The organism is Streptomyces sp. TAA204, from assembly GCF_000424965.1.
The window spans coordinates 25,050-50,042 of record NZ_AUKW01000014.1 but is presented as its reverse complement, the minus strand read 5'-3'; the positions used below and the strand labels follow the sequence as shown (position 1 = coordinate 50,042).

Here is a 24,993-nt window from a genome sequence, read left to right as displayed (position 1 = left end):
ACACCCGAAAGGAGTCAGAAGGCGGCAGCCGGTGCGCTGAGCAGCGGCAGCGGGCCCGCGCCCGAGGCCCCGCGAGGACCGGACGCGGAGACGCGGCGGTGTGCGGATCAGCGAGTGGGCAGCGGACGGCTGGCACGGGCGACGTCGTAGACACCGGGGACGCGGCGCATGGCGCGCATCAGGCCGGGAAGCCCGGCGGCATCGGGGAGTTGCAGCGTGTAGGTGTGCACGACGCGCTGCTCACGCGGGGGTTCGACGTCGGCGGAGACGACCGCGGCGCCCTGCGCGGCGATGATCTCGGTCAGGTCGGCCAGCAGATGCGGACGGCCCAACGCCTCGGCGCGCAGCGTCACCCGGCAGCCCGCCGCGCCCTTCTCCCAGCTCACGGCGACCGGCTGTCTCCCCATGGCCATCATGCGCGTGACCGCGTGGCAGCCCTCACGGTGCACGGTGACGGTGCCGCCGCGCACCGCGAAGCCGGTCACGGAGTCGGGCGGCACGGGCGTACAGCAGCGCGCCAGGCGCACGACCGCCTGCGCGTCGTCCGCGACGACGGGGACCGCCCCTTCCGGTACACGGGTCTCCTCGGCGGACGTCGCATCCCCGGAGGGCGTGTGTCCGCCCCCGTCCCCGGGCGGCGCGACCGTGGCCGACGGGTGCGGCGGAGGCGGTGGCGCAGCGGTCGCGGCGCTGGTCAGCGTACGGCCGACCGCACCGGCTGCGGCGCCGGCGGTTCCGGCCGCGCCCACCGTCGTCAACTCCCCTTCGGACGAAGAGGGATGGGCCTCCAGCCAGCGCCGGATGGCGATTCGGGCGGCCGGCGTACGGGCGTGGCTCAGCCACTCCGGCGACGGGCCGGACGGCGCGCTCGCGGCAGGCTCCAGGAACAGCTGCAGGGCGTCGCCGTCCAGCAGCACGGTGCTGAGCGCGGTCAGCCGTCCGTTGACGCGGGCGCCGATGCAGCGGTGTGCCGCCTCGCCGTAGCGGGCGTAGGCCGCGTCGACGCACGTGGCGCCCGCGGGCAGCGGCAGGGCCCCGCCGCTGGGCGCGGAGGCGACGCCGGGCGAGGCGCAGTAGACGGTGATCTCACGGTCCTGGGCGAGTTCGTCGCGCAGCTCCGCCCAGAAGGTCTCGGTGTCGGTGGCGTGGCTCTGCCACTCCAGGAGGCGGGAGAGCCAGCCGGGGCCGGGTTCGGCGGCGCCGTCGTTCTCCTGGGCCTGAGCGCCGTGCGGATCGCCGAGCGCGATGACTCCGGCCTCGGCGATGCGGTGCATCTGCCGTGTGCGCACCAGGACTTCGGCCACTCTGCCCTCGTCGTCGGCGAAGGCCGTGTGGAGGGACTGGTAGAGGTTGAACTTCGGTGCGGCGATGAAGTCCTTGAACTCGGCGACGAGGGGCGTGAAGCAGGTGTGCAGCTCGCCCAGGACCGCGTAGCAGTCCGCGTCCTCCTCGACCATGATCAGCAGTCGTGCGAAGTCGCAGGGCCCCAACTCGCCCCGTTTCAGGCGCAGCCGGTGCACCGAGACCGTGTGCCGCGGCCGGATCAGGACCTGCGCGGCGATGCCCGCTTCCCGCAGCAGGCGCCGCACCGAGGTGGCCACGCCCGTGAGCGGATCGGGCTGCCGCGCGTGCTCCGCGATCAGCTCCCGGGCCAGCGCGTGCTCGTCGGGGTGCAGGATGGCGAAGACCAGGTCCTCCAGCTCGCTCTTGAGGGCCTGGACGCCCAGCCGTTCGGCGAGCGGGATGAGTACGTCGCGGGTCACGTTGGCGATGCGGACCTGCTTCTCGGGACGCATGACGCCGAGCGTGCGCATGTTGTGCAGCCGGTCGGCGAGCTTGATCGACATCACGCGGACGTCGTTGCCGGTGGCCACCAGCATCTTGCGGAACGTCTCGGGCTCCGCCGCCGCGCCGTAGTCGACCTTCTCCAGCTTGGTGACGCCGTCGACGAGATAGCCGACCTGTTCACCGAACTCGCGGCGCACCTGCTCCAGCGTGACGTCGGTGTCCTCGACCGTGTCGTGCAGCAGGGACGCGGTCAGCGTGGTGGTCTCCGCGCCCAGTTGGGCCAGGAGCAGCGTCACGGCCAGGGGGTGCGTGATGTAGGGGTCGCCGCTCTTGCGCATCTGGCCCCGGTGCGAGGACTCGGCCAGTAAATACGCGCGGCGCAGAGCGCCGAGATCCGCGCGGGGGTGGTGGGCACGGTGGACCTTCGCGACGTGCTCGATGGCGTCGGGGAGACCGTGGCGGCGTGGCGCCTGCCCCAGCAGGGCCGCGTGGCTGAGCCTTCGCAGACTCCTCATGGGCACCTCCCGCTGACGCGACACCCCGGCCAGGCCCGGGCCTGTGATGGTACCGACCCCAGCACACGGTGATGACCGGGTCCTGCGCAGCGTGAAACGGATCACCCATTCGAGCGTCGTTTGGGCACGGATGTGCTCAGCCGTGCAGCCAGTCCGAGTCGATGACGCCCTCCGCGACGATCACGGCGGGGCCCGTCATCTCGACCTCGCCGTCGGTGTGTTCGGTGATCACCAGCCGTCCGCCGGGCACGTCGACCGTGTACGTCGCCGGCACGCCGTCCGACGCCGGGTCGAGGCCGTCACGCCGCGCCGCGGCGACCATCACGGCGCACGCGCCCGTCCCGCACGACCGGGTCTCCCCGGAGCCGCGCTCGTGTACGCGCAGGGCGACGTGCCGCGGCCCGCGGCCGACGGCGAACTCGACGTTCACACCGTTCGGATAGGCGGCCGCGGGGGCGACCTCCGGGGCGTCCAACAGCCTCCCCGCGTGGGCGAGCTCCTCGACGAAGGCGACCGCGTGCGGGTTGCCGGTGGTCACGTGCGTGGCGGGCCAGGTACGTGCACCGACGCGGACGGTGACCTCGCCGCCCGGCAACGTCGCGGGCCCCATGGCCACGGTGACCTCCGCGGTGTCCTCCCGCAGACGCGTACGCCGCACACCGGCCCTGGTGGCGACGGCGATCTCGCCCGCCTTGGCCAGGCCGGCGTGCTGCAGGTAGCGCACGAAGACACGTACGCCGTTCCCGCACATCTCCGCGGACGAGCCGTCGGCGTTCCGGTAGTCCATGAACCACTCGGCGTCCCCGGCCATCGTCCGCGCCTGAGGGTGGGCCGCTGAGCGCACCACGCGCAGCAGCCCGTCGCCGCCGATGCCGGCACGCCGGTCGCACAGCCGGGCGACGGTCCGGGCAGACAAATCGAGGGAGCCGTCCGGGTCGGGAATGATCACGAAGTCGTTCTCGGTGCCGTGCCCCTTGAGGAACGGCACGGGCTGTGCGCTGGTCATGGCCCCGATCGTACGGGAGGAGGACGCCGCGTCGCCGCTCGCCGCCCTACGGTGCGCAGCAGCGTGAGCAGGCTCTCCGGACGCTCAGCGCAGTCTGGCCACACGCCAGATCGCCAGCACGACGACCGTGCCCACGATCACCGTGTAGAGGAGGACGACCCGCCAGTCCGGACGCTCGCCCGAGCCCCGCGCGGGCAGCCCCGGCCAGGTCAGACCCACACGCCGGGCGGTCATCACTCCCCAGCCGGCCGCGCACCCGCAGATCAGCAGGCCCAGCATGGAGACGACGGCGCCGGTTCCGCCGCCCGGCTCGAAGGCGAGCGGGAAGGCGAACATGAGCGAACCGAGCGCGCTCAGCCCCACGACCGGAGCGATCTGCCACAGCCGCAGCTTCCGCGGCGGACGCAGCTCGTGCGGTTCCACGGGGGTCTCGTCGAGCGGGAAGTCGGTGCTCTCGTCGCGGCCGATGCCGTCGACGCCCTCGACGTCCTCTCCGTGCCTGCCGTCGGTCAGGGCACCGCCATTGCCGTGGTGCGTGCCCGCGCCGCGGCCGCCGGGACCCGTGAGGCCGCCGGGACCTCCGACTGACCCGTCGCGCTCGGCGTCGTCGACGGCAGTCTCCTCATTGTCACGAGGGCCGGCCTCCATCGCCACCCGCCCTCCCAACTACGGCTGCAGGCTCCGAACGAGGTCGATGATGGCACGCCGGAAGACCCACGACGGGCGCGCGGGGCGTCATGATGCCATGACGTGATCAGGCTGTGACCGCTTCTTCCAGCAGGGCCAGCGCCTTCCCGGTCAGTTCCGACCGGTCCCCCGCCGCGCCGCTCAGCCAGTGGACGCGCGGGTCGCGCCGGAACCACGAATCCTGGCGGCGGGCGAAGCGTTTCGTGGCGCGCACCGTCTCCTCGCGCGCCTCCTGCTCGCTGCACTCCCCCGCCAGCGCCGCGAGCACCTGCTGGTAGCCCAGTGCCCGCGACGCCGTGCGGCCCGTACGCAGCCCGGCCGCCTCCAGCTCCCGCACCTCCGCGACCAGCCCCTCCTGCCACATACGGTCCACGCGGAGGGCGATCCGCTCGTCCAGCTCGGGCCGTGCGACGTCGACGCCGAGCTGCACCGTGTCGTAGACGGCCTCGTGCCCGGGGAGATTGGCGGTGAAGGGACGTCCCGTGATCTCGATGACCTCCAGCGCGCGCACGATGCGGCGGCCGTTGCTGGGCAGGATCGCGCGGGCGGCCCCCGGATCGGCCTCCGCCAGCCGCGCGTGCAGGGGCCCCGAGCCGTCTGCCTCCAGCTCCCGCTCCAGCCGCGCCCGTACGGCGGGGTCCGTGCCCGGGAACTCCATGACGTCGATCGCGCCCCGTACGTACAGTCCCGAGCCGCCCACCAGGACGGGGACCCGGCCCGCGTCGAGCAGCCTGTCGATCTCGGCACGCGCCAGCCTCTGGTACTCGGCGACGCTCGCGGCGACGGTGACGTCCCAGATGTCCAGCAGACGGTGCGGCACGCCCCGGCGCTCTCCGGGGCTCAGCTTCGCCGTGCCGATGTCCATACCGCGGTAGAGCTGCATCGAGTCCGCGTTGACGACCTCGCCGCCCAGATGGCGGGCGAGGTCCACGCCCAGGTCGGACTTCCCGGCGGCGGTGGGTCCCACGACGGCCACGACGGGCGGAGCGCCGCGGCGGGAGGAAGGTGAGGAGGGCGAGGAGGGAGTTGCGGCATTCACGCCGTCAGTCTCGCAAACCTCCCGCGCACCCCCTCAACCCCGAACGGGCGACGTGACGCCGCACCTTCCGGTTCGTTGCCTGTTCGAGGGTCCCGGAGCCGAATTCAGGGACGGTGCGGCCGCGGGCACCGGAAGCCCCCGCTTCCCGGAACGCGGCCACAGAGTAAGGTCAGGAGTGTAGTTATGGGCGTCTTTGCAAGGCTTCTGCGCCGTTCTTCCCGTTCACCGCGGAAGCCGGCCCCCGGCGCCGCGACGGCTGCCGAGGCCGGGGCGGGCGAGAAGCCGAAGGAAGAGAGGACCGGCGCGGAGCACGGCACCGGGGACGGACACGAATCCCAGGACGTCGGCATTCCGAAGCAGCAGTCCGCCGAGGAAGTGGCCGACAGCGAAGCCGCCGACGACGCCCGCAACTGACAAGCCGCAGGCACGCCGGACAGAAGGAAGGTGGCCACCATGAGTTTCATGGACAAGGTCAAAGGGATGCTGAGCCAGCACAGCGACAAGGTGTCCAGGGGACTCGACAAGGCCGGGAACGTGGCTGACTCGAAGACCAAGGGCAAGTACAGCAACAAGATCCGCACCGGCACGCAGAAGGCCAAGGAGCAGGCCGAGAAGCTCGGCCGCCAGGGCGGAGAAGGACACGGCGGCGGGAAGGGCCCGACCGGGTCCTGACCCGCTCGCCGGCTTCCGCAGCCCCGCAGACGGCCGCGGCGCACAGGCGCCCGTCCACCGCGACGACGGTGGGCGGGCGCCCTCGCGTCCGGCCGCGTGACGTGTTCCCTGTGCCGCTCGGCCGGAAGCTCAGGCCCAGCTCGCGACCAGATATCCGACACCGTAGGGAGCCTCGTCGTACAGCAGGCGTCCGTCGAGCGCGCCGCCCCCTCCGGGTACGCCGGCGGCTGCCGCCGCTCCCGCGAGGACCTGCCAGCTGGAACGTCCGGACGCGCCCAGCTCGAAGCCCAACTCCTCGTCCAGCGCGAGCAGTCCGGCGGGGTCGGCGACCTGAAACGCGCGGGCGGCCTGCGCGTCGAACGCGGCGGCACGCCCGTCGAAGTAGCCGGGGGCCTTCAGGGTGCGGCAGTTGGTTCCGTCGCCCATCACCAGCAGAGCCGTCCGTTCGGCACCGCCGGCGAGTTGACGGCCCGTCTCCTCGCAGCGCTCCCGGCTCAGCGGCTCGCCGACGCCCAGACCCTCGACGGGTGCGGCCGTCCAGCCCGCACGCCCGAGCAGCCACGCCCCCACGGCCAGGGAAGAGGGGAGCGGATGGGCGTCGGGTGCGTCCCCCTTGCCGAGGCGGACCTCCAGATCCACCCCGTAGCCCTTGAACGAGCCCCGCGTGCCCTGCGGGTGGGTTCCCCGCGCGGCCTGATCGGCGGGGCCGGCCACGATCAGGCGGTCCGGACGGGCCGCGGCGAGGACGGCGAGCGCGTCGTCGCAGGCGGCGCGGGCGTCGTCCATCTCGTGGGCGGCGCCTCCCGCGACCTCGGGAACGAGCAGCGGCGGACAGGGGCACACGGCGGCGGCGACAAGCATGGCGGGCAGCCTAGCGCCGCGGGTCGCCGTCCGTACCCGCGTGATCCGGACTCTCACCGGACCGGGGCCGGTTCGGGTCGCGGCAGGTTGACGGCCGGTGGACGGCCCTCCGGCCCTCCCGCGGCCCGGTCCGGTCCGGTCGGCCTGATCTGGCGGGTCGGCCTGTACGCCGAGCTGCCGGTGCACGAGTGCCGCGGAGCGGGAGCGCCTCAGCGATCAGCTCCCGGCTGTGCGCCTCACGCCCTCTCGCTGCCCTTCGCGCCCGTCGGCCGGCGCCTCAGCACACGCTGCAGCCGCCCGCGTCGGCGGGCAGCGGTTCCGCGGGAGCGCCGAGGCCCGGCAGACCCAGCATCACGCCCCGCTGCTTCGACGGCGCGTCCGGTGCCGCGTTCCGCGCCTCCCACGCGTCGCCGGCGCGGGTGCGGCGCACCGCAGTCGGCGGCACCTCCGCGAGGAGGTGGTGGGGCGCCGCGTACGTCACCTCGACGGTGACGGTGTCGCCCGGCCGTACGGGCTCCCCGGGACGGGCGAAGTGGACGAGCCGGTTGTCGGGCGCGCGGCCGGACAGGCGCCTGGTGGCGTCGTCCTTGCGTCCCTCGCCCTCGGCGACCAGCACCTCCAGCGTGCGGCCGACCTGCTTCTTGTTCTCCTCCCAGGAGATCTCCTCCTGGAGGGCGACGAGCCGTTCGTACCGCTCCTGCACGACCTTCTTCGGGATCTGCCCGTCCATCTCGGCGGCGGGCGTACCGGGCCGCTTGCTGTACTGGAACGTGAACGCCTGCGCGAAGCGCGCCTCGCGCACCACGTGCAGGGTCTCCTGGAAGTCCTCCTCGGTCTCGCCGGGGAAGCCCACGATGATGTCCGTGGAGACGGCCGCCTCCGGCATCGCCGCACGCACCTTCTCGATGATTCCGAGGAAGCGCTCCTGCCGGTACGAGCGCCGCATCGCCTTGAGCACCCGGGACGAGCCCGACTGCAGCGGCATGTGCAGCTGCGGCATCACGTTCGGCGTCTCGGCCATGGCGGCGATCACGTCGTCGGTGAAGTCGCGCGGGTGCGGCGAGGTGAAGCGGACCCGTTCCAGACCCTCGACGCGTCCGCAGGCGCGCAGCAGCTTGCTGAACGCCTCACGGTCGCCGATGTCCGAGCCGTAGGCGTTGACGTTCTGACCGAGCAGCGTGATCTCGCAGACGCCCTCGGCGACCAGCGCCTCCACCTCGGCGAGGATGTCGCCGGGCCTGCGGTCCTTCTCCTTGCCGCGCAGCTGCGGAACGATGCAGAACGTGCAGGTGTTGTTGCAACCGACGGAGACGGAGACCCAGGCCGCGTACGCGCTCTCACGCCGTGTGGGCAGCGTCGAGGGGAAGGCCTCCAGCGACTCGGCGACCTCGACCTGCGCCTCCTCCCGGATGCGGGCGCGCTCCAGCAGCACGGGCAGTTTGCCGACGTTGTGCGTGCCGAAGACGACGTCGACCCAGGGGGCCTTCTTCACGATCGTGTCTCGGTCCTTCTGCGCCAGGCAGCCGCCCACGGCGATCTGCATGCCGGGGCGGGCGGCCTTCTTCGGGGCGAGCTGCCCGAGGTTGCCGTACAGCCGGTTGTCCGCGTTCTCCCGCACCGCGCAGGTGTTGAAGACGACGACATCGGCGCCGTCCGCGTCCCCGGGCGCCCGTACATAGCCCGCGTCCTCGAGCAGGCCCGCCATGCGCTCGCTGTCGTGGACGTTCATCTGACAGCCGAACGTCCGCAGCTCATAAGTCTTCGCAGTCATCTCAGTCGACCAGAGTACGCGTTCACCCCCGCAGCCCGCCCCTCGCTTCCCGGGCTCCCGGCTGGCACGATCACCGCCATGGTCAGCTTCCGCCCTCTCGCGCGCCGTCTCGCGCTCCGTCCCGGCGGCCACCGCCCGAGCAGAAGGGCGCTGCTGCGCGCGGCCGGGGCCGTCGCCGTCGTGCTCGGGCTGCTGGCGTGGTGGCTGGTTCCGGGAGGCAGCCCCGCCCCCAGCGGCAAGGTCCCCTTCGCCACCGGCGTCCCCACGGGTGTCTACGCGCGCTACGGCAGCCTCCTCAAGGAGCGGCTGCACCGCGACATGCCCGGTGTCGACCTGCGGCTCCTGCCCAGTCAGGGCTCCGTGCAGAACCTGGACATGGTCTCGTCCGGCAAGGCCTCCTTCACCATCGCGGCGGCGGACGCGGTGGCCACCTACCGCGACGACGAGGAGCCGGGCGCGGACCGGCTGCGCGCGTGTGCGCGCCTGTACGACGACTACATGCAGCTCATCGTCCCGGGCGGCTCCGGCGTGCGCAGCGCGAAGGACCTCAAGGGCCTGCGCGTGGGCGTCGGCCAGGAACGCTCCGGCGTGAACCTCATCGCGGGCCGTCTGCTGCGCGCCGCCGGACTGGACGTCGAGAAGGACGTGCGCGCCGTGCGTGCGGGCATCGACCGCATGCCCGACATGCTGGAGAAGGGCGAGCTGGACGCGTTCTTCTGGTCCGGCGGGCTGCCGACGATCGCCATCGAGAGCCTGGCGGCGAAGACGAACATCCAGCTCGTCCAGCTCGGTGACCTCGTGCCGCAGTTGCACGCACTGCAGCCCGAGACGCGCTACTACCGCGCCGCGGTCATGCCGGCCGACGCCTATCCGTCCGTTCAGCAGGGCCAGCCCGTCGACACCGTGGCCGTGGCCAACCTGCTGGTGACGACCGAACGTACGGACGCGGCCCTGACGGAGGGCATGACCCGCGCCGTGCTCAACAGCCGCGACCAGATAGGCGACCGTGTGCACGCCGCGCAGAAGGTCGACCTGCGGACGGCGATCTACACGGCTCCGCTGTCGCTGCACAGGGGGGCAAGCCGCTACTACAGGTCGGTCAAACCGTAGGCCGGGCGGGCTGGTTGCGCACCGCACGGACGGCTGCCGCTTCCCGCGTCCGCCGACCGGGGCAGTCAGGTCCCGTGCCCCCGCATGTGGGCACCGGACCGTGCCGGAGCTTAGGCTCCGGGCCATGGCGCAGGAGCACTTCAGGGACGGAACGGTCTCGGCCGAAGGCGAGTACGCGGACGGTGAACGCCACGGCCCGTGGACCTTCTACTTCCAGCACGGCGGCGTGAAGGCGAAGGGCACGTACAAGGCCGGCGTGCTGGACGGCGAATGGGTCTGGCACCGCAAGGAGGGCGGCCTGCTCCAGCAGGGGGCGTTCGTGGACGGCGAACAGCACGGCCCGTGGAAGCGCTGGTACGCCGACGGGACGCTCTGGGACGAGGGCTCCTACGACCACGGCAGGAAGACCGGGGAATGGGTCACCCACGACAGGGACGGCAACGTCTCGAAGAGGAAGGTGCACCGGTAAACACGCACGGGGGGGACGCGGCGGAAGCGGCGGATGCGGCAGACGCCGCGGAGAGCTCCACGGCCACCGCACAGCGCTCCCTCGGCGACCCGGGCATCTTCACGGCGCGAAGCCTCGGAATGCTCGGCGCGTTCACGGTCTCCGCTCGGCCCGCCCGCGCTTCCTCCCATACGCCACAGCGGGCCGGCGTACAACCGCTATCTTCCCGGCGCTCATGGTGGCAGGGTCCTCATCAGGTGGAACGGACCCATAGATCGGAGCAGCCTCCATGCACGACGACCGACGCATCGTTGAGGACCGCCTGCGCCGTGTGCTGGCCGAGCGCATCAGGCCCGCCGTGTACAGCAGCCCTCTCGAACTGACCGTGCAGCGGTGGGACGCGCCGGGCGAGCCCGTACCCGTGGCGGAGGGACTGTCCGCGGCGTACGGGCCGTCGAAGGTCGGTGAGCGGTGGGGGCCCGCGTGGGGCACCACGTGGTTCCGGGTGACCGGACGCGTACCGCAGGAGTGGCAGGGCCGCACCGTCGAGGCGGTACTGGACCTCGGTTTCGACCGGGACATGCCCGGCTTCCAGTGCGAGGGGCTGATCTACCGGGCGGACGGTGAAGCCGTCAAGGCGCTCAACCCGCGCAACGACTGGGTGCGTGTCGCGGAGGCGGCGGCCGGCGGCGAGGAGGTGGAGCTGTTCGTCGAGGCGGCGGCGAATCCCATCGTCAACACACCGCAGACGCCGACGTACCAGGGCGACCGGCTGACTTCCAGCGACCGGCCCCTCTACCGGCTGCGGCGGATGGATCTCGCCGTCTTCGAGGCCGAGGTCTGGGAGCTGGTGCAGGACCTGGAGGTCGCCGGCTCGCTGATGCAGGAGCTGCCCCTGGAGGACGCCCGGCGCTGGGAACTGCTGCGTGCGATCGAGGACTCCCTGGACGCCACTGACTTGCATGACATCGTTGGCAGCGCCTCCCGCGCACGCGCCGCGCTGCGCGGTGTGCTCGCCACACCCGCGCGCCCGTCCGCGCACCGCATCAGCGCTGTCGGGCACGCGCACATCGACTCGGCGTGGCTGTGGCCGGTGCGCGAGACCGTGCGAAAGGTGGCCCGTACCGCCTCCAACATGGTCAACCTCATGGACGACCACCCGGAGTTCGTCTTCGCGATGTCCTCCGCCCAGCAGCTCGCCTGGATCAAGGAGCACCGGCCCGAGGTCTACGCGAGGGTGAAGAAGAAGGTGGCGGACGGCCAGTTCGTGCCGGTGGGCGGCATGTGGGTGGAGTCCGACACCAACATGGTCGGCGGCGAGGCCATGGCCCGCCAGTTCGTGTACGGGAAGCGCTTCTTCCTCGACGAGTTCGGCGTGGAGACCAGGGAGGTGTGGCTGCCGGACTCCTTCGGCTACACGGCGGCGATGCCGCAGATCGTGAAGCTGGCGGGCGCGAAGTGGTTCCTCACCCAGAAGATCTCCTGGAGCGAGACGAACAAGTTCCCGCACCACTCCTTCTGGTGGGAGGGCATCGACGGGACACGCGTCTTCACTCACTTCCCGCCGGTGGACACCTACAACTCCGACCTGGGCGGCGCCGAGATGGCGCACGCCGCTCGCAACTACCAGGAGAAGGGCGCCGCCACACGCTCCCTGGCGCCCTTCGGCTGGGGTGACGGCGGCGGCGGCTCCACGCGGGAGATGCTGGCCCGTGCGGAGCGGCTGCGGGACCTGGAGGGTTCACCGAGGGTGACGATCGAGAAGCCCGCGGAGTTCTTCGCCAAGGCCGAGGAGGAGTACGCGGACAAGGCGCCCGTGTGGGCGGGCGAGCTGTATCTGGAGATGCACCGAGGCACGTACACCTCGCAGGCGAAGACCAAGCAGGGCAACCGGCACAGCGAGTCGCTGCTGCGCGAGGCGGAGCTGTGGGCGGCGACGGCGGCCGTACGCACCGGGCACGTATATCCGTACGAGCAGATCGACGCGCTGTGGAAGACGGTGCTGCTCCACCAGTTCCACGACATCCTGCCGGGCTCGTCGATCGCCTGGGTCCACCGTGAGGCACGTGAGACCTACGCACGTGTGCGGGCGGAGCTGGAAGGGATCATCAAGGAGGCGCAGGCGGCGCTCGCCGGGGACGGCGACACCCCGCTCGTCTTCAACGCCGCCCCGCACGCACGGCGCGGAGTCGCGGCCGGCGGCGCCGCCCCGGAGCGTGAACTCGCGCTCGGCACGCCCGTCTCGGCCGAGGAGCGGCCGGGCGGCGGCTGGGTGCTGACGAACGGGCTGCTGCGGATCGAGGTGGACGGGCGCGGCCTGGTCGTCTCCGCCTACGACGAGGACGCACGCCGTGAGAGCGTCGCACCTGGTGCGGCGGCCAACCTCCTCCAGGTGCACCCGGACTTCCCCAACCACTGGGACGCCTGGGACGTGGACGCCTTCTACCGGCACAACGTCACCGACCTCACCGGCACCGACGAGCTGTCGCTGACGGAAGCGGCCGAGGACCGTGCCACCGTCCGCGTCGCTCGTTCCTTCGGTGTCTCCACCGTGGTGCAGCTGCTCACGCTGCGCGCGGGCTCGAGGGTGCTGGACATCGAGACGGAGGTGGACTGGCACGAGACCGAGCAGTTCCTCAAGGCGGCGTTCCCGCTGGATGTGAAGGCGGACCGCTCGGCGGCCGAGACGCAGTTCGGTCACGTCTTCCGCTCCACGCACACCAACACCTCTTGGGAGACGGCCAAGTTCGAGATCTGCGCGCACCGCTGGGTGCAGGTCGAGGAGCCGGGCTGGGGAACCGCCCTGGTCAACGATTCCACGTACGGGCACGACGTCACCCGCGAGATCCGCGAGGACGGCGGCCAGACCACCACGGTGCGGCTGTCGCTGCTGCGCGCCCCCCGCTACCCCGACCCGGAGACCGACCAGGGCACGCACACGCTGCGCTTCGCCCTCGCGCCGGGCGCGACGGTGGGCGACGCCGTACGTGAGGGCCACTGGATCAACCTGCCGGAACGCACCGTGCGGGGCGGTGGAAGCGCTGTCGCCCCCCTGCTCGGAGTGGACAACGATCAGGTGGTGGTCGAAGCCGTCAAGCTGGCGGACGACCGCAGCGGCGATCTGGTGGTGCGGCTGTACGAGTCGCACGGCGGGCGTGCGCGCGCGGTGCTCTCGACGGGGACGCCGGTCACGTCGGTGACCGAGACCGATCTGCTGGAGCGGCCGATCGCGGACGCCCCGCGCCGGGAGCTGTCGGCCGACGGTTCGGTCGAGGTGGCCCTGCGGCCGTTCCAGATCCTCACTCTCCGGCTGGGCAGGGAGGCGTCCGGGCAGTGAACCGCACGCCCGGGTGAGGTGACCGGCGGACGGGCCGGCGTCCGGTTCGCCGGTTTCGCCGGTTCGCCGGGAGACCCGATGTGCACAGCGGCCGGGCCGGGCCGGCGTCCAACCGCCCGGCCGCTGTGCGTCACACCTTCGGTGACGGACGCGTGGACGGCTGCGGCACCGACTCGTCGTCCGGCGACGGCTTGCTGCGCGGCACGGTGATCACGACGCGCAGCCCGCGCGGCTCGTTGGGCGCGTAGGAGATACTCGCCCCGCCGGCGGTGAGCAGAGCCCGCGTGATGGACAGGCCGAGCCCCGACCCGGAGATGTTCTGGTGCCGGTTGCTGCGCCAGAAGCGGTCGCCGATGCGTTCCAGCTCCCCCTCGCTCAGCCCCGGCCCTCCGTCGGCGACGTCGACGCGCACATGGTCTCCCTCGGAGGCGACGCTCACGGTGACGTGCTCGCCCTCCGGGGTGAACTTCACCGCGTTGTCGACCACGGCATCCAGCGCGCTGGACAGCGCCACGGAGTCCGCCCAGCCGGTCGCGGCCGACTGTCCGGCCGACTCCAGCGTGACGCCTTTGCGTTCGGCGACGGGACGCCACGCCTCCACGCGCTCGGCCGCGACCTCCGCCACATCGGTGAGCCGCAGGTCGGCCGGAGAGTGCTCGGCCAGCGCCAGGTCGAGCAGGTCGTCCAGCACCCGCGCGAGCCGCTTGCCCTCTGCCTGGACGGACGCGAACTCCTCGTGCTGTCCGGGCAGCTCCAGTCCGAGCAGCTCGATGCGCAGCAGCAGCGCGGAGAGCGGATTACGCAGCTGGTGCGAGGCGTCCGCCACGAAGGCACGCTGCTGCTCCAGCACGTCCTCGACGTTGTCGGCCATCTCGTTGAACGAACGGGCCAGCCGCCGCAGCTCCGGCGGACCGCCGGAGGCGGCGACGCGGGACTTGAACTTGCCCAGCGCGATCTCGTGGGCGGCCCGGTCCAGCGTCCGTACGGGGCGCAGCACCCACCCCGTCAGGCGCAGCGCGAGGCCGACGGCGAGGAGCATCGCGGCGAACTCGCCCGCGACGATCGGCAGCCAGTCCTGCAGGATGCGTGAACGCAGCTGGTGGGTCGGCGAGTCGGTGAAGACGACGGCCGCCACGTCGCCGTCACGGATGACGGGAGAGGCGACGGCGATACGTGCCTCCCGCTGCCAGGGCCACACCTGAGCCGGGTCATGGCTGCGCCGTCCCGCCAGCGCCTCGGCGAACGCGTCGGCGCCCGCTCCGTCCCCGGGCACCTCCCATCCGTCGGGCGAGGCGGCCATCGCGCGGCCGTCGCGGAGGAAGACACCGGCGTTGATGCCGTACAGCGCGTGGTAGCGGTCGAGCTCGTCCTGGAGGATCTCCCTGCGCTCGTCCTCGTCGTCCGAGGAGGCCACGAACTGTGCGAGCGCGGCGAAGCGCGCGGTGTCGTCGATGCGGTCGACGACGACGCGCTGCTGCTCCGCCGCGGCCTGGCTCGCGGCGAGCGGGAAACCCAGAGCGAGCAGCACCCCGGCGAGCAGGACGATCAGAAGCGGAAGCAGGCGACTGCGCATACCGGACCGAACCGACTCCTCGCGCACCTAGGCCGACAGACCCGGCTCGACGAGCCGGTACCCGACGCCGCGCACCGTCTCGATCAGCGCGGGCAGCTTCAGCTTGGAGCGCAGGGATGCCACGTGGACTTCCAGCGTGCGCCCCGTCCCCTCCCAGCTCGTGCGCCAGACCTCGCTGATGATCTGCTCCCGGCGGAAGACGACACCGGGACGCTGGGCGAGCAGCGCCAGCACATCGAACTCCTTGCGGGTCAGCGCCACCAGCGCTCCGTCGACGGTCACCTTGCGGGTGGGCAGTTCGATCACGACCCGGCCCAGGTCGATCGTGCTTCCGGAGGCCGCGGAACCGCCGGCCGTGTCCTCCGCGCCTGCGGCCTCGGCGCTCTCCTCGGGGGCGGAGCGGCGGCTGACGGCGTGGATACGGGCCAGGAGCTCCCCGGTGTCGTAGGGCTTGACCACGTAGTCGTCGGCGCCGAGGTTGAGGCCGTGGATGCGCGAGCGTACGCCGCCGCGGGCCGTGACCATGATCACGGGGGTGGAGCTGATCTTCCGGATGCGGCCGCACACCTCGAAGCCGTCCTGGTCGGGCAGGCCGAGATCGAGCAGGACCACCCCGAAGGGGGCCGCGTCGCCGGAGGGCAGCAGCTCCCGGAGCGCCTCCTCGCCGTTGCGGGCGTGCACGACCTCGAAGCCGTGCCGTTCGAGCACGGCGGAGAGCGCCGCGGCGACATGGTTGTCGTCCTCGACGAGCAGAAGCCTCATCCGGACCTCCCTCCGCGGTGCCGTGCCGACCCTGCGGCGAGTGTGCCCTGGCAGTGCATCCACCCGTAATTGCGCAGGTGAGTCAAGGGGTTCCTCGCCGTAAGGGGGTTTCCGTTATGCAGCCGGTACGGCACAGTGAGCGACGCGCTGCCGTTCCGGCTCGGCGTGGCCCGCTCTTCGTGCGGTGTTCCGCTCCGCGACGGGATCGTTATGCTCAATTTCCCCTCAGATGTAATGACGCTGGTGGTAGAGGCTCATTAGTGTCCTCGCAACCGACGAGGACGGAGCTACACGCCGATGAGCGAAGTATCGGTGACCAAGGACGCCGCGCCGGCCGCGGACGACCTGGTCGTACTGGACAACGTCAACAAGCATTTCGGCGCGCTGCATGTGCTCCAGGACATCGACCTGACCATTGCGCGCGGAGAGGTCGTCGTCGTCATCGGGCCCTCGGGGTCAGGCAAGTCCACATTGTGCCGCACCATCAACCGCCTGGAGACGGTCGACTCCGGCAGCATCTCCATCGACGGCAGGCCGCTGCCCCAGGAGGGCAAGGCGCTGGCCAAGCTGCGCTCCGACGTCGGCATGGTCTTCCAGGCCTTCAACCTCTTCGCACACAAGACGGTGCTGGAGAACGTGATGCTCGGACAGACCAAGGTCCGGCGCACGGAGAAGCAGGCCGCCGAGAAGAAGGCACGCGCGCTGCTCGACCGGGTGGGCGTGGGCAACCAGGCCGACAAGTACCCGGCGCAGCTCTCCGGAGGGCAGCAGCAGCGGGTGGCCATCGCCCGCGCGCTCGCCATGGACCCCAAGGTGATGCTCTTCGACGAGCCCACCTCCGCGCTCGACCCCGAGATGATCAACGAGGTCCTCGAGGTGATGAAGCAGCTCGCCGACGAGGGCATGACGATGGTCGTCGTCACCCACGAGATGGGCTTCGCGCGCTCCGCCGCGAACCGGGTCGTCTTCATGTCCGACGGCCGGATCGTCGAGGAGGCGACACCGGAGCAGTTCTTCAACAACCCCCGCAGCGACCGGGCGAAGGACTTCCTCGCGAAGATCCTTCACCACTGACGTGTCCGCCGGGCCGAGCGGGGTCCCCGCAGTGGGCGGACCGGCACCCCGGCGCCCCGGTCCGCCGGCCGCCACCCCACCGGCAGTCGGACGCCGCCCCGCAGAATCACTGAGCAAGGGATGTTCCTCATGAAGTTCCGCAAGACCGCCGCCTCGGCGGCCGTGGTCCTCTCCGTCGTGCTGTCGGCCTCCGCCTGCGGAGGCAAGGAGGGCACCGCCGGCGACAAGCCGGGCGGTGACACCGACAAGAAGGCTCTGCCGGAGTACAAGGTCGCCGAGGACGTCGACGTCGACTCGCCGGTGCTGAAGAAGGCGCAGAAGCGCGGCAAGCTGATCATCGGCGCCAAGTCCGACCAGCCCTACCTCGGCTTCCAGGACCCCTCCTCCAAGGAGTACGAGGGCTTCGACATCGAGGTCGCCAAGATGGTCGCCGCCGACCTGGGCTTCGACCCGGAGAAGGAGGTCACCTTCAAGACGATCGACTCCTCGATCCGGGAGACCGCCATCTCCAAGGGCCAGGTCGACCTGATGGTCGGCACCTACACCATGAACGACGAGCGCAAGAAGCAGGTCAGCTTCGCGGGCCCGTACTACATGGCCGGCCAGGACCTGCTCGTCCGCAAGGACGAGAAGTCGATCAAGGGCCCGGACAGCATCAAGGGCAAGAAGATCTGCTCGATCACCGGCTCCACGCCGCTGCAGAACATCAAGGACAACCAGGACAAGTACGGCGCCGAGGCAGTCGAGTTCGGCAAGTACACCGACTGCGTCAAGCAGCTTCTGGACGGCCAGGTCGACGCCATGACGACCGACGACGCCATCCTCAAGGGCTACGCCGCCGAGCGTCCCACCAAGCTCAAGGTCGTCGGTGAGACCTTCAGCGACGAGCCCTACGGCATCGGCCTGAAGAAGGACGACAAGGAGCTCCAGACGGCCGTTCTCGACGCCGTCGAGGCCCACCAGAAGGACGGCAGCTACAAGAAGGCGTACGACGCGACGCTCGGCCGTTCCGGCTCGAAGTTCGAGGAGCCCCCGGCCCTCGAGCGCTGACCCCGGCCGACCGCCGGCCGACCGCGCCACCCGCGTCCCGTACGCCCGCACACGCGGGCGGGCGTACGGGACGCGGCATTCCCTGACCGCCCTGCGGAGACCCTATGAATGTTCTGCTCGACCACCTGGACCTGTTCCGCGACGGCTTCCTCGGAACGGTCTCGCTGACCGCGACCAGCGCTCTGCTCGCGCTCGTGCTGGGCGTGCTCATAGCCGGCTTCCGGGTCTCGCCCGTGCCGCCCCTGCGTGCGTTCGGCACCGTGTGGGTGACGCTGTTGCGCAACACCCCGTTGACACTGCTGTTCCTGGTGGCCTTCTTCGTGCTGCCGCAGATCGTCTTCCCCGGCATCAGCTCGTACGTCCTCGGCGTGCTGGCGCTCGGTTTCTACACCTCGGCCTTCGTGTGCGAGGCGGTGCGCTCCGGCATCAGCACCGTCCCGCTCGGGCAGGCGGAGGCGGCCCGCAGCCTGGGCATGACCTTCGTGCAGACGCTCCGCATGGTCGTACTGCCGCAGGCGACACGTACCGTGCTGCCGCCGCTGAGCAGCATCATCATCGCGCTCACGAAGAACTCGGCCATCGCGGGCGCCTTCAACAACCCCGAACTCTTCAGCGTCCAGAAGGTGCTGAGCGACAAGGGCTTCAACGTCATGGTCATCTTCGTCTGGGTGGCCCTCGCCTACCTCGTTCTCGTCTTCCTCATCAGCGGCTTCTTCCGGCTGCTCGAGCGGAAGCTGGAGGTCGCCCGATGAGCTCCGTCCTCTTCGACACCCCGGGCCCCAAGGCCCGCATGCGCAACCGCATCTACGCCGTGGCCGGCACGGGCGCACTGCTCGCACTCCTCGCCTTCATCGTCTACCGGCTGGCGGCCAAGGGGCAGCTGGACGGCGCGATGTGGGACATCTTCAACTACGCGGGCGTGCGCAACTCCATCGCGAACGGCCTCATCAGCACGCTGCAGGCGTTCGCGATGGCCGGAGTTCTCTCCCTGCTGCTCGCGGCACTGCTGGCCGTGGGCCGGCTCTCCGACCACAAGGCCGTGAGCTGGGTGGCGACCGGAGTCATCGAACTCTTCCGCGCCGTACCGCTGCTGATCACCATCTACGTGCTGTGGGTGGGCTTCTTCACCAGCGACCCGCTGTGGGCTGTGGTCATCGGTCTCACGCTCTACAACGGCGCCGTACAGGCGGAGGTGCTCCGCGCGGGCATCCTCTCCGTCCCCAAGGGACAGAGCGAGGCGGCCTACGCGCTGGGGATGAACAAGACCCAGGTGATGATCACGGTACTCATCCCGCAAGCCGTACGGGCCATGCTGCCGACGATCGTCAGTCAGCTCGTCGTCACGCTCAAGGACACCTCTCTGGGCTTCGTCATCACCTACGAGGAACTGCTCTACGCGGGACGCCAGATGGCCAGCACCATCCTCGTCGACGGCGAGAACCCCTACGTCCCCGTCGTCCTCGTCTTCGGTGCGATCTACGTCGCGATGTGCCTCGCGCTCTCGGCGTTCGCCAACTGGATCGAGAAGCGAGGGCGCCGGGCCAAGACGGGCATCAAGGTGGCCGAGGCACAGCCGGCGACCCCCGAGGCCGCCCCCGGCGGAGGGCCCGCCGCCTGACGGAGCGGGTCTGACGGAGCGGGCCTCCCGCCTCCCGCCTCCCGACGCACGTGGCGCACGTACATGCCGTACGTGCGCCACGTGCGTACGTGCGTCGGGCGCCACGTGCGTGGCGTGCTGATGCTTCGGGGAGCGCTGGGAAGCAGCGGGAAGAGGCGACCCTGACTTGTCATGATCTGTCCGGGCGCCCGGCTCCGTGGAGCCCCCGCAGCTTGACGGGTGCTCCCGCACTGGGTTGCATACATTCCGTGATCGTGCGCACGGCTCCACCTGTTCCCACATCCCCCTCGTCGGCCGCCTGCGCGGCCTGGGCGGCTCGTGGTGCCCTGCGGCGCCCGGAGACGCGCGCGTGAGCGAATCCGAAGTCATCGTCGTCGGTGCGGGACCGACCGGGCTCGCGCTGTCGCTGGCCCTGGCCAGGTTCGGGGTGCCCTCGCTCGTACTGGACAGCGGCGACGGCGAGGTCGTCCCCCGCGCCGCCCGCAGTTGCCTGCTGCGGCCCGACACCGCGGCCTGGCTGCCCGTCGGCGGCGCCCCGCCCGCACTCCCGGCCGCACGCTGGACGCACTGGCGTACACGACGGCGTCAGCAGCCCGTGCAGGACGTGGAGTTGACGCAGGAGACCGCGCCCTTCCACCTGGAACAGCACACACTGGAACGCGGGCTACGGACCGCACTCGCACAGGAGAAGCTCGCCCGCGTCCTCCCCGGCAGCCACCTCGACATCCTCGAACAGGACGCGGCGGGCATCACCGCACACACCCGGCCGCGCGGCTCCGGCGGCGAACCCGCACGCGGCGGCGGCACATGGTGGCGCGGCAGCTATCTGGTGGGCTGCGACGGCGCCCGGTCGACCGTACGGAAGCTGCTGGGCGTGCGCTTCCCCGGACGCACCGCCGTCGAACGGCACGCCGTCGCCGCGCTGCGGACCGAACTCCCGTGGGAGACCGAAGCGGGGACCGAAGCCCTGCTGGACCGCGACCTCGGCGGCGCCCACCGCGAAGTCACGGCACGGCCGCTGCCCGGCGGGGTGTGGCGACTGGACTGGCTGCTCCCGCCACGCGGCGAACTCGTCACCCCTGAGGCGCTGCTGGACCGCGTCCACTCCACCCTCGCCCAGTGGTACGGCACCGGGCGGGGCCGGAAGTCCGGTGCCGCCGAGCCGGGCCCCTACGAACTCCTCGACACCGGTGTGCACACCTCGCACCAGCGTCTCGCCCGGAACTGGCGTGTCGGACGTGCCTTCCTCGCCGGGGACGCCGCCCACCAAGTCGGCGCACTGGGCGTGCAGTCCGTGGACGAAGGACTTCGCGACGCCGCCAACCTGGCGTTCAAACTCGCCGTGGCCTGGCACGACGCGGGCGGTGTACGAGGCCCGCGCGTCGACCGGGACGCCCTGGAGACACTGCTCGACAGCTACGAGGCCGAGCGGCGGGGCGCCGTCGGTGCCCGGCTCCGCGCAGTCGACCAGGCGCTGCCGGTGGCGCGCCGGGACGGCGGCGGACTGCGCGGGATACTGCCCGGCAGCTCCCGCACGACGCTGGAGCTGCTGACGGACGGGCACCTGGGACGCGGACTGCTGGGGGCGCCCGCCGCCTACAGGCGCTCGCCACTGGCGCCGCCGGCCGGCTCCGTCGACTCGGTGCTCGTCGGCACCCGGCCGGGAGCACCCGTGGACGACGTACCGGTCATCGCCCTGAACGGCGAGCGGGGGCGGTTGCGGGAGCGACTGTGCGGCAGGGGCGGCGAACTGCTGGTGGTGCTCGTGGCTCCCGGCACCGGGGTGTGGGACAGCCGGCACTGGCTGTCGGCGGGGATGATGCCCGAACTGGCGCGCGCGGTGGAGGCGTTGCCGCTGCGGGCCGAGCTGTTGGTGACCGAGGACTACCCGGGGGCGACCGCCCACACGGTGCTGGTGATACGGCCGGACGGGCATCTCGTGGCGGCGCTGCCCGGACCTCGCATCGGTCAGCTGCGGGCCTGCGCGGACGCGGTGCGTGGCGGCACGCTCAACCTTCCCGGCCGACGGCAGGCATCGGGGGAGGCACGCCGGTAGCGGGCCTGTGGTCCACCGTCGGCACCGTCACACCGGCTCAGCGGCTCAGCGGCTCAACGGCTCAACGGCTCAACGATTCAGGGGCGCAGCGCCGGGCGACCGCAGGGGTGTTCGGCGGCCGCCATTGCCGTTGTGCACGTCTTCGGCCGCTCAGTCATCCGGCAGATACCGCTCCAGCAACTCCGGGTCCTCGCCCTCTTCCTCCAGAGCCTGACGGACCACGCGCAGTGCGATGCCCTCGCCGTACCCCTTGCGTGCCAGCATCCCGGCGAGGCGGCGGATGCGCTTGTTGCGCTCCAGCCCCCGGGTGGCGCGCAGCCTGCCCTCGACCAGCGCGCGCGCCGTCTCCGCCTCCCGCTCGGAGTCGAGCTGCCCCACGGCCTCGTCGATGACCGCCGGCTCCACACCCTTGGTACGCAGTTCACGGGCGAGTGCCCTGCGCGCCAGCCCCTTGCTGTGGTGCCGGGACTCGACCCAGGCGTCCGCGAACGAGACGTCGTCGATCAGCCCGACCTCCTCGAATCGGGAGAGCACCTCCTGTGCGGCGTCCTCGGGAATGTCGCGCTTGCGCAGGGCATCGGCAAGCTGCTGCCGGGTACGCGGCGTCCCGGTCAGCAGCCGCAGGCAGATGGCACGCGCCTGCTCCGCCGGGTCCCGGTCCTGGGCATGTCCCGCTTCCGACCGGAGGGTGCCGCCGGCGTCCTCGGACTCCTGCGGGCCTCCGCCAGCGTCCGGATCACCGGGTCCGTCGGTGGAGGTACGTCCCACGCGACCGCGTGCACGGCCGCGCCGTGTGCGCGGTGATCCCACCTCGGCCCTCGACGAGGTGGGATCACCGCTGTCTTCGCGCACCGGCCACTGGCTGCGCCGTGTCACGGATCAGCTCTTCGCGGCGGCCGACTTGGCCGCCTTGGCCTTCGACGCGGGAGCAGCCGCCGCCTTGGCCGCGGGAGGCTGCGCCGGTCCCGCGCCCGCCGCATCGGCGCCGGGCTCCGCCTCGGGCTCCTGCGGTGTCAGCCCGACACCGAGCTTCTCCTTGATCTTCTTCTCGATCTCGTTGGCCAGGTCGGGGTTGTCACGGAGGAAGTTGCGGGCGTTCTCCTTGCCCTGCCCCAACTGGTCGCCCTCGTAGGTGTACCAGGCGCCGGACTTGCGGATGAATCCGTTCTCCACACCCATGTCGATCAGCCCGCCCTCACGGCTGATGCCATGGCCGTAGAGGATGTCGAACTCGGCCTGTTTGAACGGCGGGGCGACCTTGTTCTTGACGATCTTGACGCGGGTGCGGTTGCCCACCGCGTCGGTGCCGTCCTTGAGCGTCTCGATCCGGCGGATGTCGAGCCGCACCGACGCGTAGAACTTCAGCGCACGGCCACCGCTGGTGGTCTCGGGCGAGCCGAACATGACGCCGACCTTCTCGCGGAGCTGGTTGATGAAGATCGCCGTGGTCTTGGAGTGGCTGAGCGCGCCGGTGATCTTCCGCAGCGCCTGGCTCATCAGGCGGGCCTGGAGGCCGACATGGGAGTCGCCCATCTCGCCCTCGATCTCCGCCCGCGGGACCAGCGCGGCCACGGAGTCGATGACGATCAGGTCGAGCGCGCCCGAACGGATCAGCATGTCGACGATTTCCAGGGCCTGTTCGCCGTTGTCCGGCTGGGAGAGGATCAGCGAGTCCGTGTCGACGCCGAGCTTCTTCGCGTACTCGGGGTCGAGTGCGTGTTCCGCGTCGACGAACGCGACCGTGCCGCCCGACTTCTGCGCGTTGGCCACCGCGTGCAGCGTCAGGGTCGTCTTGCCGGACGACTCCGGGCCGTAGACCTCGACGACACGGCCGCGCGGCAGACCGCCGACACCGAGAGCGACGTCGAGGGCGGTGGACCCGGTGGGGATGATCTCGATCGGCTCGTTCGGCCGCTCCCCCATGCGCATCACGGCGCCCTTGCCGAACTGCCGTTCAATCTGCGCGAGGGCTGTTTCGAGCGCCTTCTCGCGGTCGGTTTCTGCCATCGGTGCCACCCGGTTTGCTTGAGTCGATCGCTTCACGTCAACGACGCTAGCGGCTGCCACTGACAATCGCCCCGGATCTCGCTCCGGGGCGAGGGGGCAGGAACGGGAGTACCCGCCAGGAGCTCCATGAGAATCGATGTTCGATTTTCGCGTCAAGTCGCCCCGGTTTGCTGTGGATAACCCACGAAAGCGCTGCTCAGGAACGTGCTCCCGGTTGGAGACGCAACGAAGTACCGCACCCGCCCTCGCCGGGCTTCCCCTGCGTCCGTGCGCCGGCACTCACGGACGCGGCCGCCCACGCCGGGCTCCTCTCATCTCCTCTCGGCGGGAACGTCCATGACGGCACAGACCGTCCGCCACACCTGCTTCGCGTCCCACCCCGCGTCGAGCGCCTCGCAGACCGTACGGCCGCCGAGTTCCGCCATCACATGGTCCCGGGCGAAGGAGTCCGCGTAAGCCTCCCCGAAGTGGTCCGCCATCCGCTGCCAGAAGTCCGTCAACCGCATGTCACCCAGTATCCAGCCCTTCCGCGCCGGACCCGACCCGCCTGACCCAGCGCCCGCACGCCCGCGGTGACGAGCACCGCCGCCGCGATCACGACGAGGAAGGGCGCACGCGGGAGCAGCGCGACGAATGCCGCGGACAGCCCCGCGGCCCTGGCGTCGACCAGAAGCGCACCACCGTCGCTGAAAGTCTGCTGCGCGGTGAGCGCCGCGAGCAGCGCGACCGGAAGCAGCGTCACCAGCCTCCTCACGAAGGGGCGTTCGAGCATGCCCTCGGGCACGGACAGTCCGAGCAGCCTTGCCCCGTAGCAGGCGACCGCGGTCACCGCGAGAGCCGTCCAGACGGTCACGTGGCCTCCCCTCCCGTCCTCCTGGCGACGCGCCCCCGCACCACCAGAACGGCCGGTGCCGCCAGTGCCGCGAGCAGCACCGGCACCCCGCCGGGAAGTACGGGCAGCAGGCCCAGACCCACCACGGCCGCCAGTGCCGCGGTGATCCGTGCGGAGGCCGTACGCAGCATGGGGGCCAGCAGGGCGAGGAAGACCGCCGGCCCGGCCGCGTCCAGCCCCCAGCGCCGGGTGTCCCCCAGGGCGTCCGCGCCCATCGCGCCGAGCAGCGTGGTGAGGTTCCACAGCACGAAGACGGTCACGCCGGTGACGGTGAAGCCGATACGGGCGTCGCGCCAGCCCTTCTGGGCCAGGGCGACCGCCGCGGTCTCGTCGATGACCAGGTGGGCGGCGAAGGGACGCGTGAGCCGTGGCAGCCGGAGCAGCGTGGCCAGACGCAGGCCGTAGAAGGTGTTCCGCACTCCCAGGAAGAACGCGCCCGCCGCGGCGGTGAGCGGGCTCGCTCCCGCCGCGAGTGCTCCCACGAGTGCGAACTGGGACGCCCCGGTGAAGACGAACAGGCTGAGCGCGCAGATTTGCGGAAGGCTGAGCCCCGCGCCCACGGCCGTCACGCCGAAGGCGAAGCCGGACAGCCCCACCGCGACTCCCACGCCGAGCGCGTCACGTATGACCGCGCGGTCCTCGCCCGCCGTCCCGGAAGGCCCGGCCGGCGGCTGGGAGGGGTCTGTCTGTTCGAGCACGGGCCCACGCTGGGCGAGGCGGGGCTGCC

The 24,993-nt window shown here is 71.4% G+C and carries 23 protein-coding genes; 10 read left to right on the top strand and 13 right to left on the bottom strand.

Annotation, left to right across the window (positions count from 1 at the left end; translation table 11 throughout):
* Positions 1 to 107 precede the first annotated feature (107 nt).
* The 4 genes from H343_RS0118925 to miaA form a co-directional block, all read right to left on the bottom strand.
* The gene (locus H343_RS0118925) at positions 108 to 2,303 is read right to left on the bottom strand and encodes an HD domain-containing protein (protein WP_051265530.1); all 2,196 of its coding nucleotides are present in this window, start codon (positions 2,301 to 2,303) and stop codon (positions 108 to 110) included.
* A gap of 136 nt (positions 2,304 to 2,439) precedes the next feature.
* A complete protein-coding gene (dapF, locus tag H343_RS0118920; protein ID WP_028432435.1) occupies positions 2,440 to 3,309 on the bottom strand; it encodes a diaminopimelate epimerase in 870 nt (289 codons plus the stop codon).
* An 84-nt stretch (positions 3,310 to 3,393) separates the two neighbouring features.
* The gene (locus H343_RS36020) at positions 3,394 to 3,957 is read right to left on the bottom strand and encodes a hypothetical protein (RefSeq protein WP_028432434.1); all 564 of its coding nucleotides are present in this window, start codon (positions 3,955 to 3,957) and stop codon (positions 3,394 to 3,396) included.
* A gap of 106 nt (positions 3,958 to 4,063) precedes the next feature.
* Positions 4,064 to 5,035, bottom strand: a complete 972-nt coding sequence (gene miaA, locus H343_RS0118910; RefSeq protein ID WP_051265528.1) for a tRNA (adenosine(37)-N6)-dimethylallyltransferase MiaA — start codon at positions 5,033 to 5,035, stop codon at positions 4,064 to 4,066.
* Between the two features lie 183 nt (positions 5,036 to 5,218).
* Between miaA and H343_RS0118905 the strand changes: the two genes are divergently transcribed.
* Both H343_RS0118905 and H343_RS0118900 read left to right on the top strand, forming a co-directional pair.
* Complete coding sequence (locus tag H343_RS0118905) at positions 5,219 to 5,449, top strand: hypothetical protein (RefSeq protein ID WP_028432432.1); 231 nt, start codon at positions 5,219 to 5,221, stop codon at positions 5,447 to 5,449.
* A gap of 39 nt (positions 5,450 to 5,488) precedes the next feature.
* Entirely contained in the window at positions 5,489 to 5,707 is a 219-nt protein-coding gene (locus H343_RS0118900) for an antitoxin (RefSeq protein ID WP_028432431.1), read from the top strand.
* Between the two features lie 129 nt (positions 5,708 to 5,836).
* On the opposite strand, the gene H343_RS0118895 is transcribed toward H343_RS0118900, so the two are convergent.
* Together H343_RS0118895 and miaB are read right to left on the bottom strand one after the other, a co-directional pair.
* Positions 5,837 to 6,568 (bottom strand): hypothetical protein, encoded by a 732-nt coding sequence (locus H343_RS0118895; RefSeq protein ID WP_028432430.1) that lies wholly within the window; start codon positions 6,566 to 6,568, stop codon positions 5,837 to 5,839.
* A gap of 277 nt (positions 6,569 to 6,845) precedes the next feature.
* Positions 6,846 to 8,339 carry a tRNA (N6-isopentenyl adenosine(37)-C2)-methylthiotransferase MiaB gene (gene miaB, locus H343_RS0118890; RefSeq protein ID WP_037904325.1) on the bottom strand — a complete coding sequence of 498 codons (1,494 nt, stop codon included), beginning with the start codon at positions 8,337 to 8,339 and terminating at the stop codon, positions 6,846 to 6,848.
* 78 nt (positions 8,340 to 8,417) lie between these two features.
* Here miaB and H343_RS0118885 point away from each other — a divergent pair, with 78 nt between their 5' ends.
* The 3 genes from H343_RS0118885 to H343_RS0118875 all read left to right on the top strand — a co-directional run bounded on the left by H343_RS0118885 (position 8,418) and on the right by H343_RS0118875 (position 13,234).
* Entirely contained in the window at positions 8,418 to 9,449 is a 1,032-nt protein-coding gene (locus tag H343_RS0118885; RefSeq protein WP_028432428.1) for a TAXI family TRAP transporter solute-binding subunit, read from the top strand.
* A 124-nt stretch (positions 9,450 to 9,573) separates the two neighbouring features.
* A complete protein-coding gene (locus tag H343_RS31495; RefSeq protein ID WP_051265526.1) occupies positions 9,574 to 9,918 on the top strand; it encodes a hypothetical protein in 345 nt (114 codons plus the stop codon).
* Between the two features lie 268 nt (positions 9,919 to 10,186).
* Positions 10,187 to 13,234, top strand: a complete 3,048-nt coding sequence (locus H343_RS0118875; RefSeq protein WP_028432427.1) for a glycoside hydrolase family 38 N-terminal domain-containing protein — start codon at positions 10,187 to 10,189, stop codon at positions 13,232 to 13,234.
* A gap of 130 nt (positions 13,235 to 13,364) precedes the next feature.
* Here H343_RS0118875 and H343_RS31490 read toward each other — a convergent pair whose 3' ends face one another.
* The gene (locus H343_RS31490) at positions 13,365 to 14,807 is read right to left on the bottom strand and encodes a sensor histidine kinase (protein WP_037904323.1); all 1,443 of its coding nucleotides are present in this window, start codon (positions 14,805 to 14,807) and stop codon (positions 13,365 to 13,367) included.
* 27 nt (positions 14,808 to 14,834) lie between these two features.
* Positions 14,835 to 15,569: a response regulator transcription factor gene (locus H343_RS0118865; protein WP_028432426.1), complete on the bottom strand. Its 735-nt coding sequence runs from the start codon at positions 15,567 to 15,569 to the stop codon at positions 14,835 to 14,837.
* Positions 15,570 to 15,866: 297 nt separating this feature from the next.
* Between H343_RS0118865 and H343_RS0118860 the strand changes: the two genes are divergently transcribed.
* The 5 genes from H343_RS0118860 to H343_RS31485 all read left to right on the top strand — a co-directional run bounded on the left by H343_RS0118860 (position 15,867) and on the right by H343_RS31485 (position 21,367).
* On the top strand, positions 15,867 to 16,643 hold the full coding sequence (locus H343_RS0118860) for an amino acid ABC transporter ATP-binding protein (protein ID WP_028432425.1): 777 nt from the start codon (positions 15,867 to 15,869) through the stop codon (positions 16,641 to 16,643).
* Positions 16,644 to 16,772: 129 nt separating this feature from the next.
* Positions 16,773 to 17,693: a glutamate ABC transporter substrate-binding protein gene (locus H343_RS0118855; RefSeq protein ID WP_028432424.1), complete on the top strand. Its 921-nt coding sequence runs from the start codon at positions 16,773 to 16,775 to the stop codon at positions 17,691 to 17,693.
* Positions 17,694 to 17,797: 104 nt separating this feature from the next.
* Positions 17,798 to 18,445, top strand: coding sequence for an amino acid ABC transporter permease (locus H343_RS0118850; RefSeq protein ID WP_028432423.1), 648 nt, complete (start codon positions 17,798 to 17,800; stop codon positions 18,443 to 18,445).
* Complete coding sequence (locus H343_RS0118845) at positions 18,442 to 19,311, top strand: amino acid ABC transporter permease (protein WP_028432422.1); 870 nt, start codon at positions 18,442 to 18,444, stop codon at positions 19,309 to 19,311. The genes H343_RS0118850 and H343_RS0118845 overlap by 4 nt, the downstream gene beginning before the upstream one ends.
* 349 nt (positions 19,312 to 19,660) lie before the next feature.
* Positions 19,661 to 21,367: an FAD-dependent monooxygenase gene (locus tag H343_RS31485; RefSeq protein ID WP_037904322.1), complete on the top strand. Its 1,707-nt coding sequence runs from the start codon at positions 19,661 to 19,663 to the stop codon at positions 21,365 to 21,367.
* A 150-nt stretch (positions 21,368 to 21,517) separates the two neighbouring features.
* On the opposite strand, the gene recX is transcribed toward H343_RS31485, so the two are convergent.
* The 5 genes from recX to H343_RS0118815 form a co-directional block, all read right to left on the bottom strand.
* Positions 21,518 to 22,243: a recombination regulator RecX gene (recX, locus tag H343_RS0118835; RefSeq protein ID WP_028432421.1), complete on the bottom strand. Its 726-nt coding sequence runs from the start codon at positions 22,241 to 22,243 to the stop codon at positions 21,518 to 21,520.
* Between the two features lie 3 nt (positions 22,244 to 22,246).
* The gene (gene recA / locus H343_RS0118830) at positions 22,247 to 23,374 is read right to left on the bottom strand and encodes a recombinase RecA (RefSeq protein ID WP_028432420.1); all 1,128 of its coding nucleotides are present in this window, start codon (positions 23,372 to 23,374) and stop codon (positions 22,247 to 22,249) included.
* A gap of 311 nt (positions 23,375 to 23,685) precedes the next feature.
* Entirely contained in the window at positions 23,686 to 23,880 is a 195-nt protein-coding gene (locus tag H343_RS0118825; protein ID WP_028432419.1) for a DUF3046 domain-containing protein, read from the bottom strand.
* Positions 23,871 to 24,227 carry an AzlD domain-containing protein gene (locus H343_RS31480; RefSeq protein WP_051265525.1) on the bottom strand — a complete coding sequence of 119 codons (357 nt, stop codon included), beginning with the start codon at positions 24,225 to 24,227 and terminating at the stop codon, positions 23,871 to 23,873. The genes H343_RS0118825 and H343_RS31480 overlap by 10 nt, the downstream gene beginning before the upstream one ends.
* A complete protein-coding gene (locus tag H343_RS0118815) occupies positions 24,224 to 24,964 on the bottom strand; it encodes an AzlC family ABC transporter permease (protein WP_028432418.1) in 741 nt (246 codons plus the stop codon). The genes H343_RS31480 and H343_RS0118815 overlap by 4 nt, the downstream gene beginning before the upstream one ends.
* Positions 24,965 to 24,993: the final 29 nt, after the last annotated feature.

Bases quoted from the DNA above. Each gene is read 5' to 3' on its own strand.
- H343_RS36020 (WP_028432434.1), bottom strand. From the start codon at position 3,957: ATGGAGGCCGGCCCTCGTGACAATGAGGAGACTGCCGTCGACGACGCC.
- H343_RS0118860 (WP_028432425.1), top strand. From the start codon at position 15,867: ATGAGCGAAGTATCGGTGACCAAGGACGCCGCGCCGGCCGCGGACGAC.
- H343_RS0118875 (WP_028432427.1), top strand. From the start codon at position 10,187: ATGCACGACGACCGACGCATCGTTGAGGACCGCCTGCGCCGTGTGCTG.
- H343_RS0118850 (WP_028432423.1), top strand. From the start codon at position 17,798: ATGAATGTTCTGCTCGACCACCTGGACCTGTTCCGCGACGGCTTCCTC.
- H343_RS0118900 (WP_028432431.1), top strand. From the start codon at position 5,489: ATGAGTTTCATGGACAAGGTCAAAGGGATGCTGAGCCAGCACAGCGAC.
- dapF (WP_028432435.1), bottom strand. From the start codon at position 3,309: ATGACCAGCGCACAGCCCGTGCCGTTCCTCAAGGGGCACGGCACCGAG.
- H343_RS0118885 (WP_028432428.1), top strand. From the start codon at position 8,418: ATGGTCAGCTTCCGCCCTCTCGCGCGCCGTCTCGCGCTCCGTCCCGGC.
- H343_RS31495 (WP_051265526.1), top strand. From the start codon at position 9,574: ATGGCGCAGGAGCACTTCAGGGACGGAACGGTCTCGGCCGAAGGCGAG.
- H343_RS0118905 (WP_028432432.1), top strand. From the start codon at position 5,219: ATGGGCGTCTTTGCAAGGCTTCTGCGCCGTTCTTCCCGTTCACCGCGG.
- H343_RS0118825 (WP_028432419.1), bottom strand. From the start codon at position 23,880: ATGCGGTTGACGGACTTCTGGCAGCGGATGGCGGACCACTTCGGGGAG.
- H343_RS0118855 (WP_028432424.1), top strand. From the start codon at position 16,773: ATGAAGTTCCGCAAGACCGCCGCCTCGGCGGCCGTGGTCCTCTCCGTC.
- recA (WP_028432420.1), bottom strand. From the start codon at position 23,374: ATGGCAGAAACCGACCGCGAGAAGGCGCTCGAAACAGCCCTCGCGCAG.
- miaB (WP_037904325.1), bottom strand. From the start codon at position 8,339: ATGACTGCGAAGACTTATGAGCTGCGGACGTTCGGCTGTCAGATGAAC.
- H343_RS0118845 (WP_028432422.1), top strand. From the start codon at position 18,442: ATGAGCTCCGTCCTCTTCGACACCCCGGGCCCCAAGGCCCGCATGCGC.
- H343_RS0118865 (WP_028432426.1), bottom strand. From the start codon at position 15,569: ATGAGGCTTCTGCTCGTCGAGGACGACAACCATGTCGCCGCGGCGCTC.
- H343_RS31490 (WP_037904323.1), bottom strand. From the start codon at position 14,807: ATGCGCAGTCGCCTGCTTCCGCTTCTGATCGTCCTGCTCGCCGGGGTG.
- H343_RS0118925 (WP_051265530.1), bottom strand. From the start codon at position 2,303: ATGAGGAGTCTGCGAAGGCTCAGCCACGCGGCCCTGCTGGGGCAGGCG.
- H343_RS0118895 (WP_028432430.1), bottom strand. From the start codon at position 6,568: ATGCTTGTCGCCGCCGCCGTGTGCCCCTGTCCGCCGCTGCTCGTTCCC.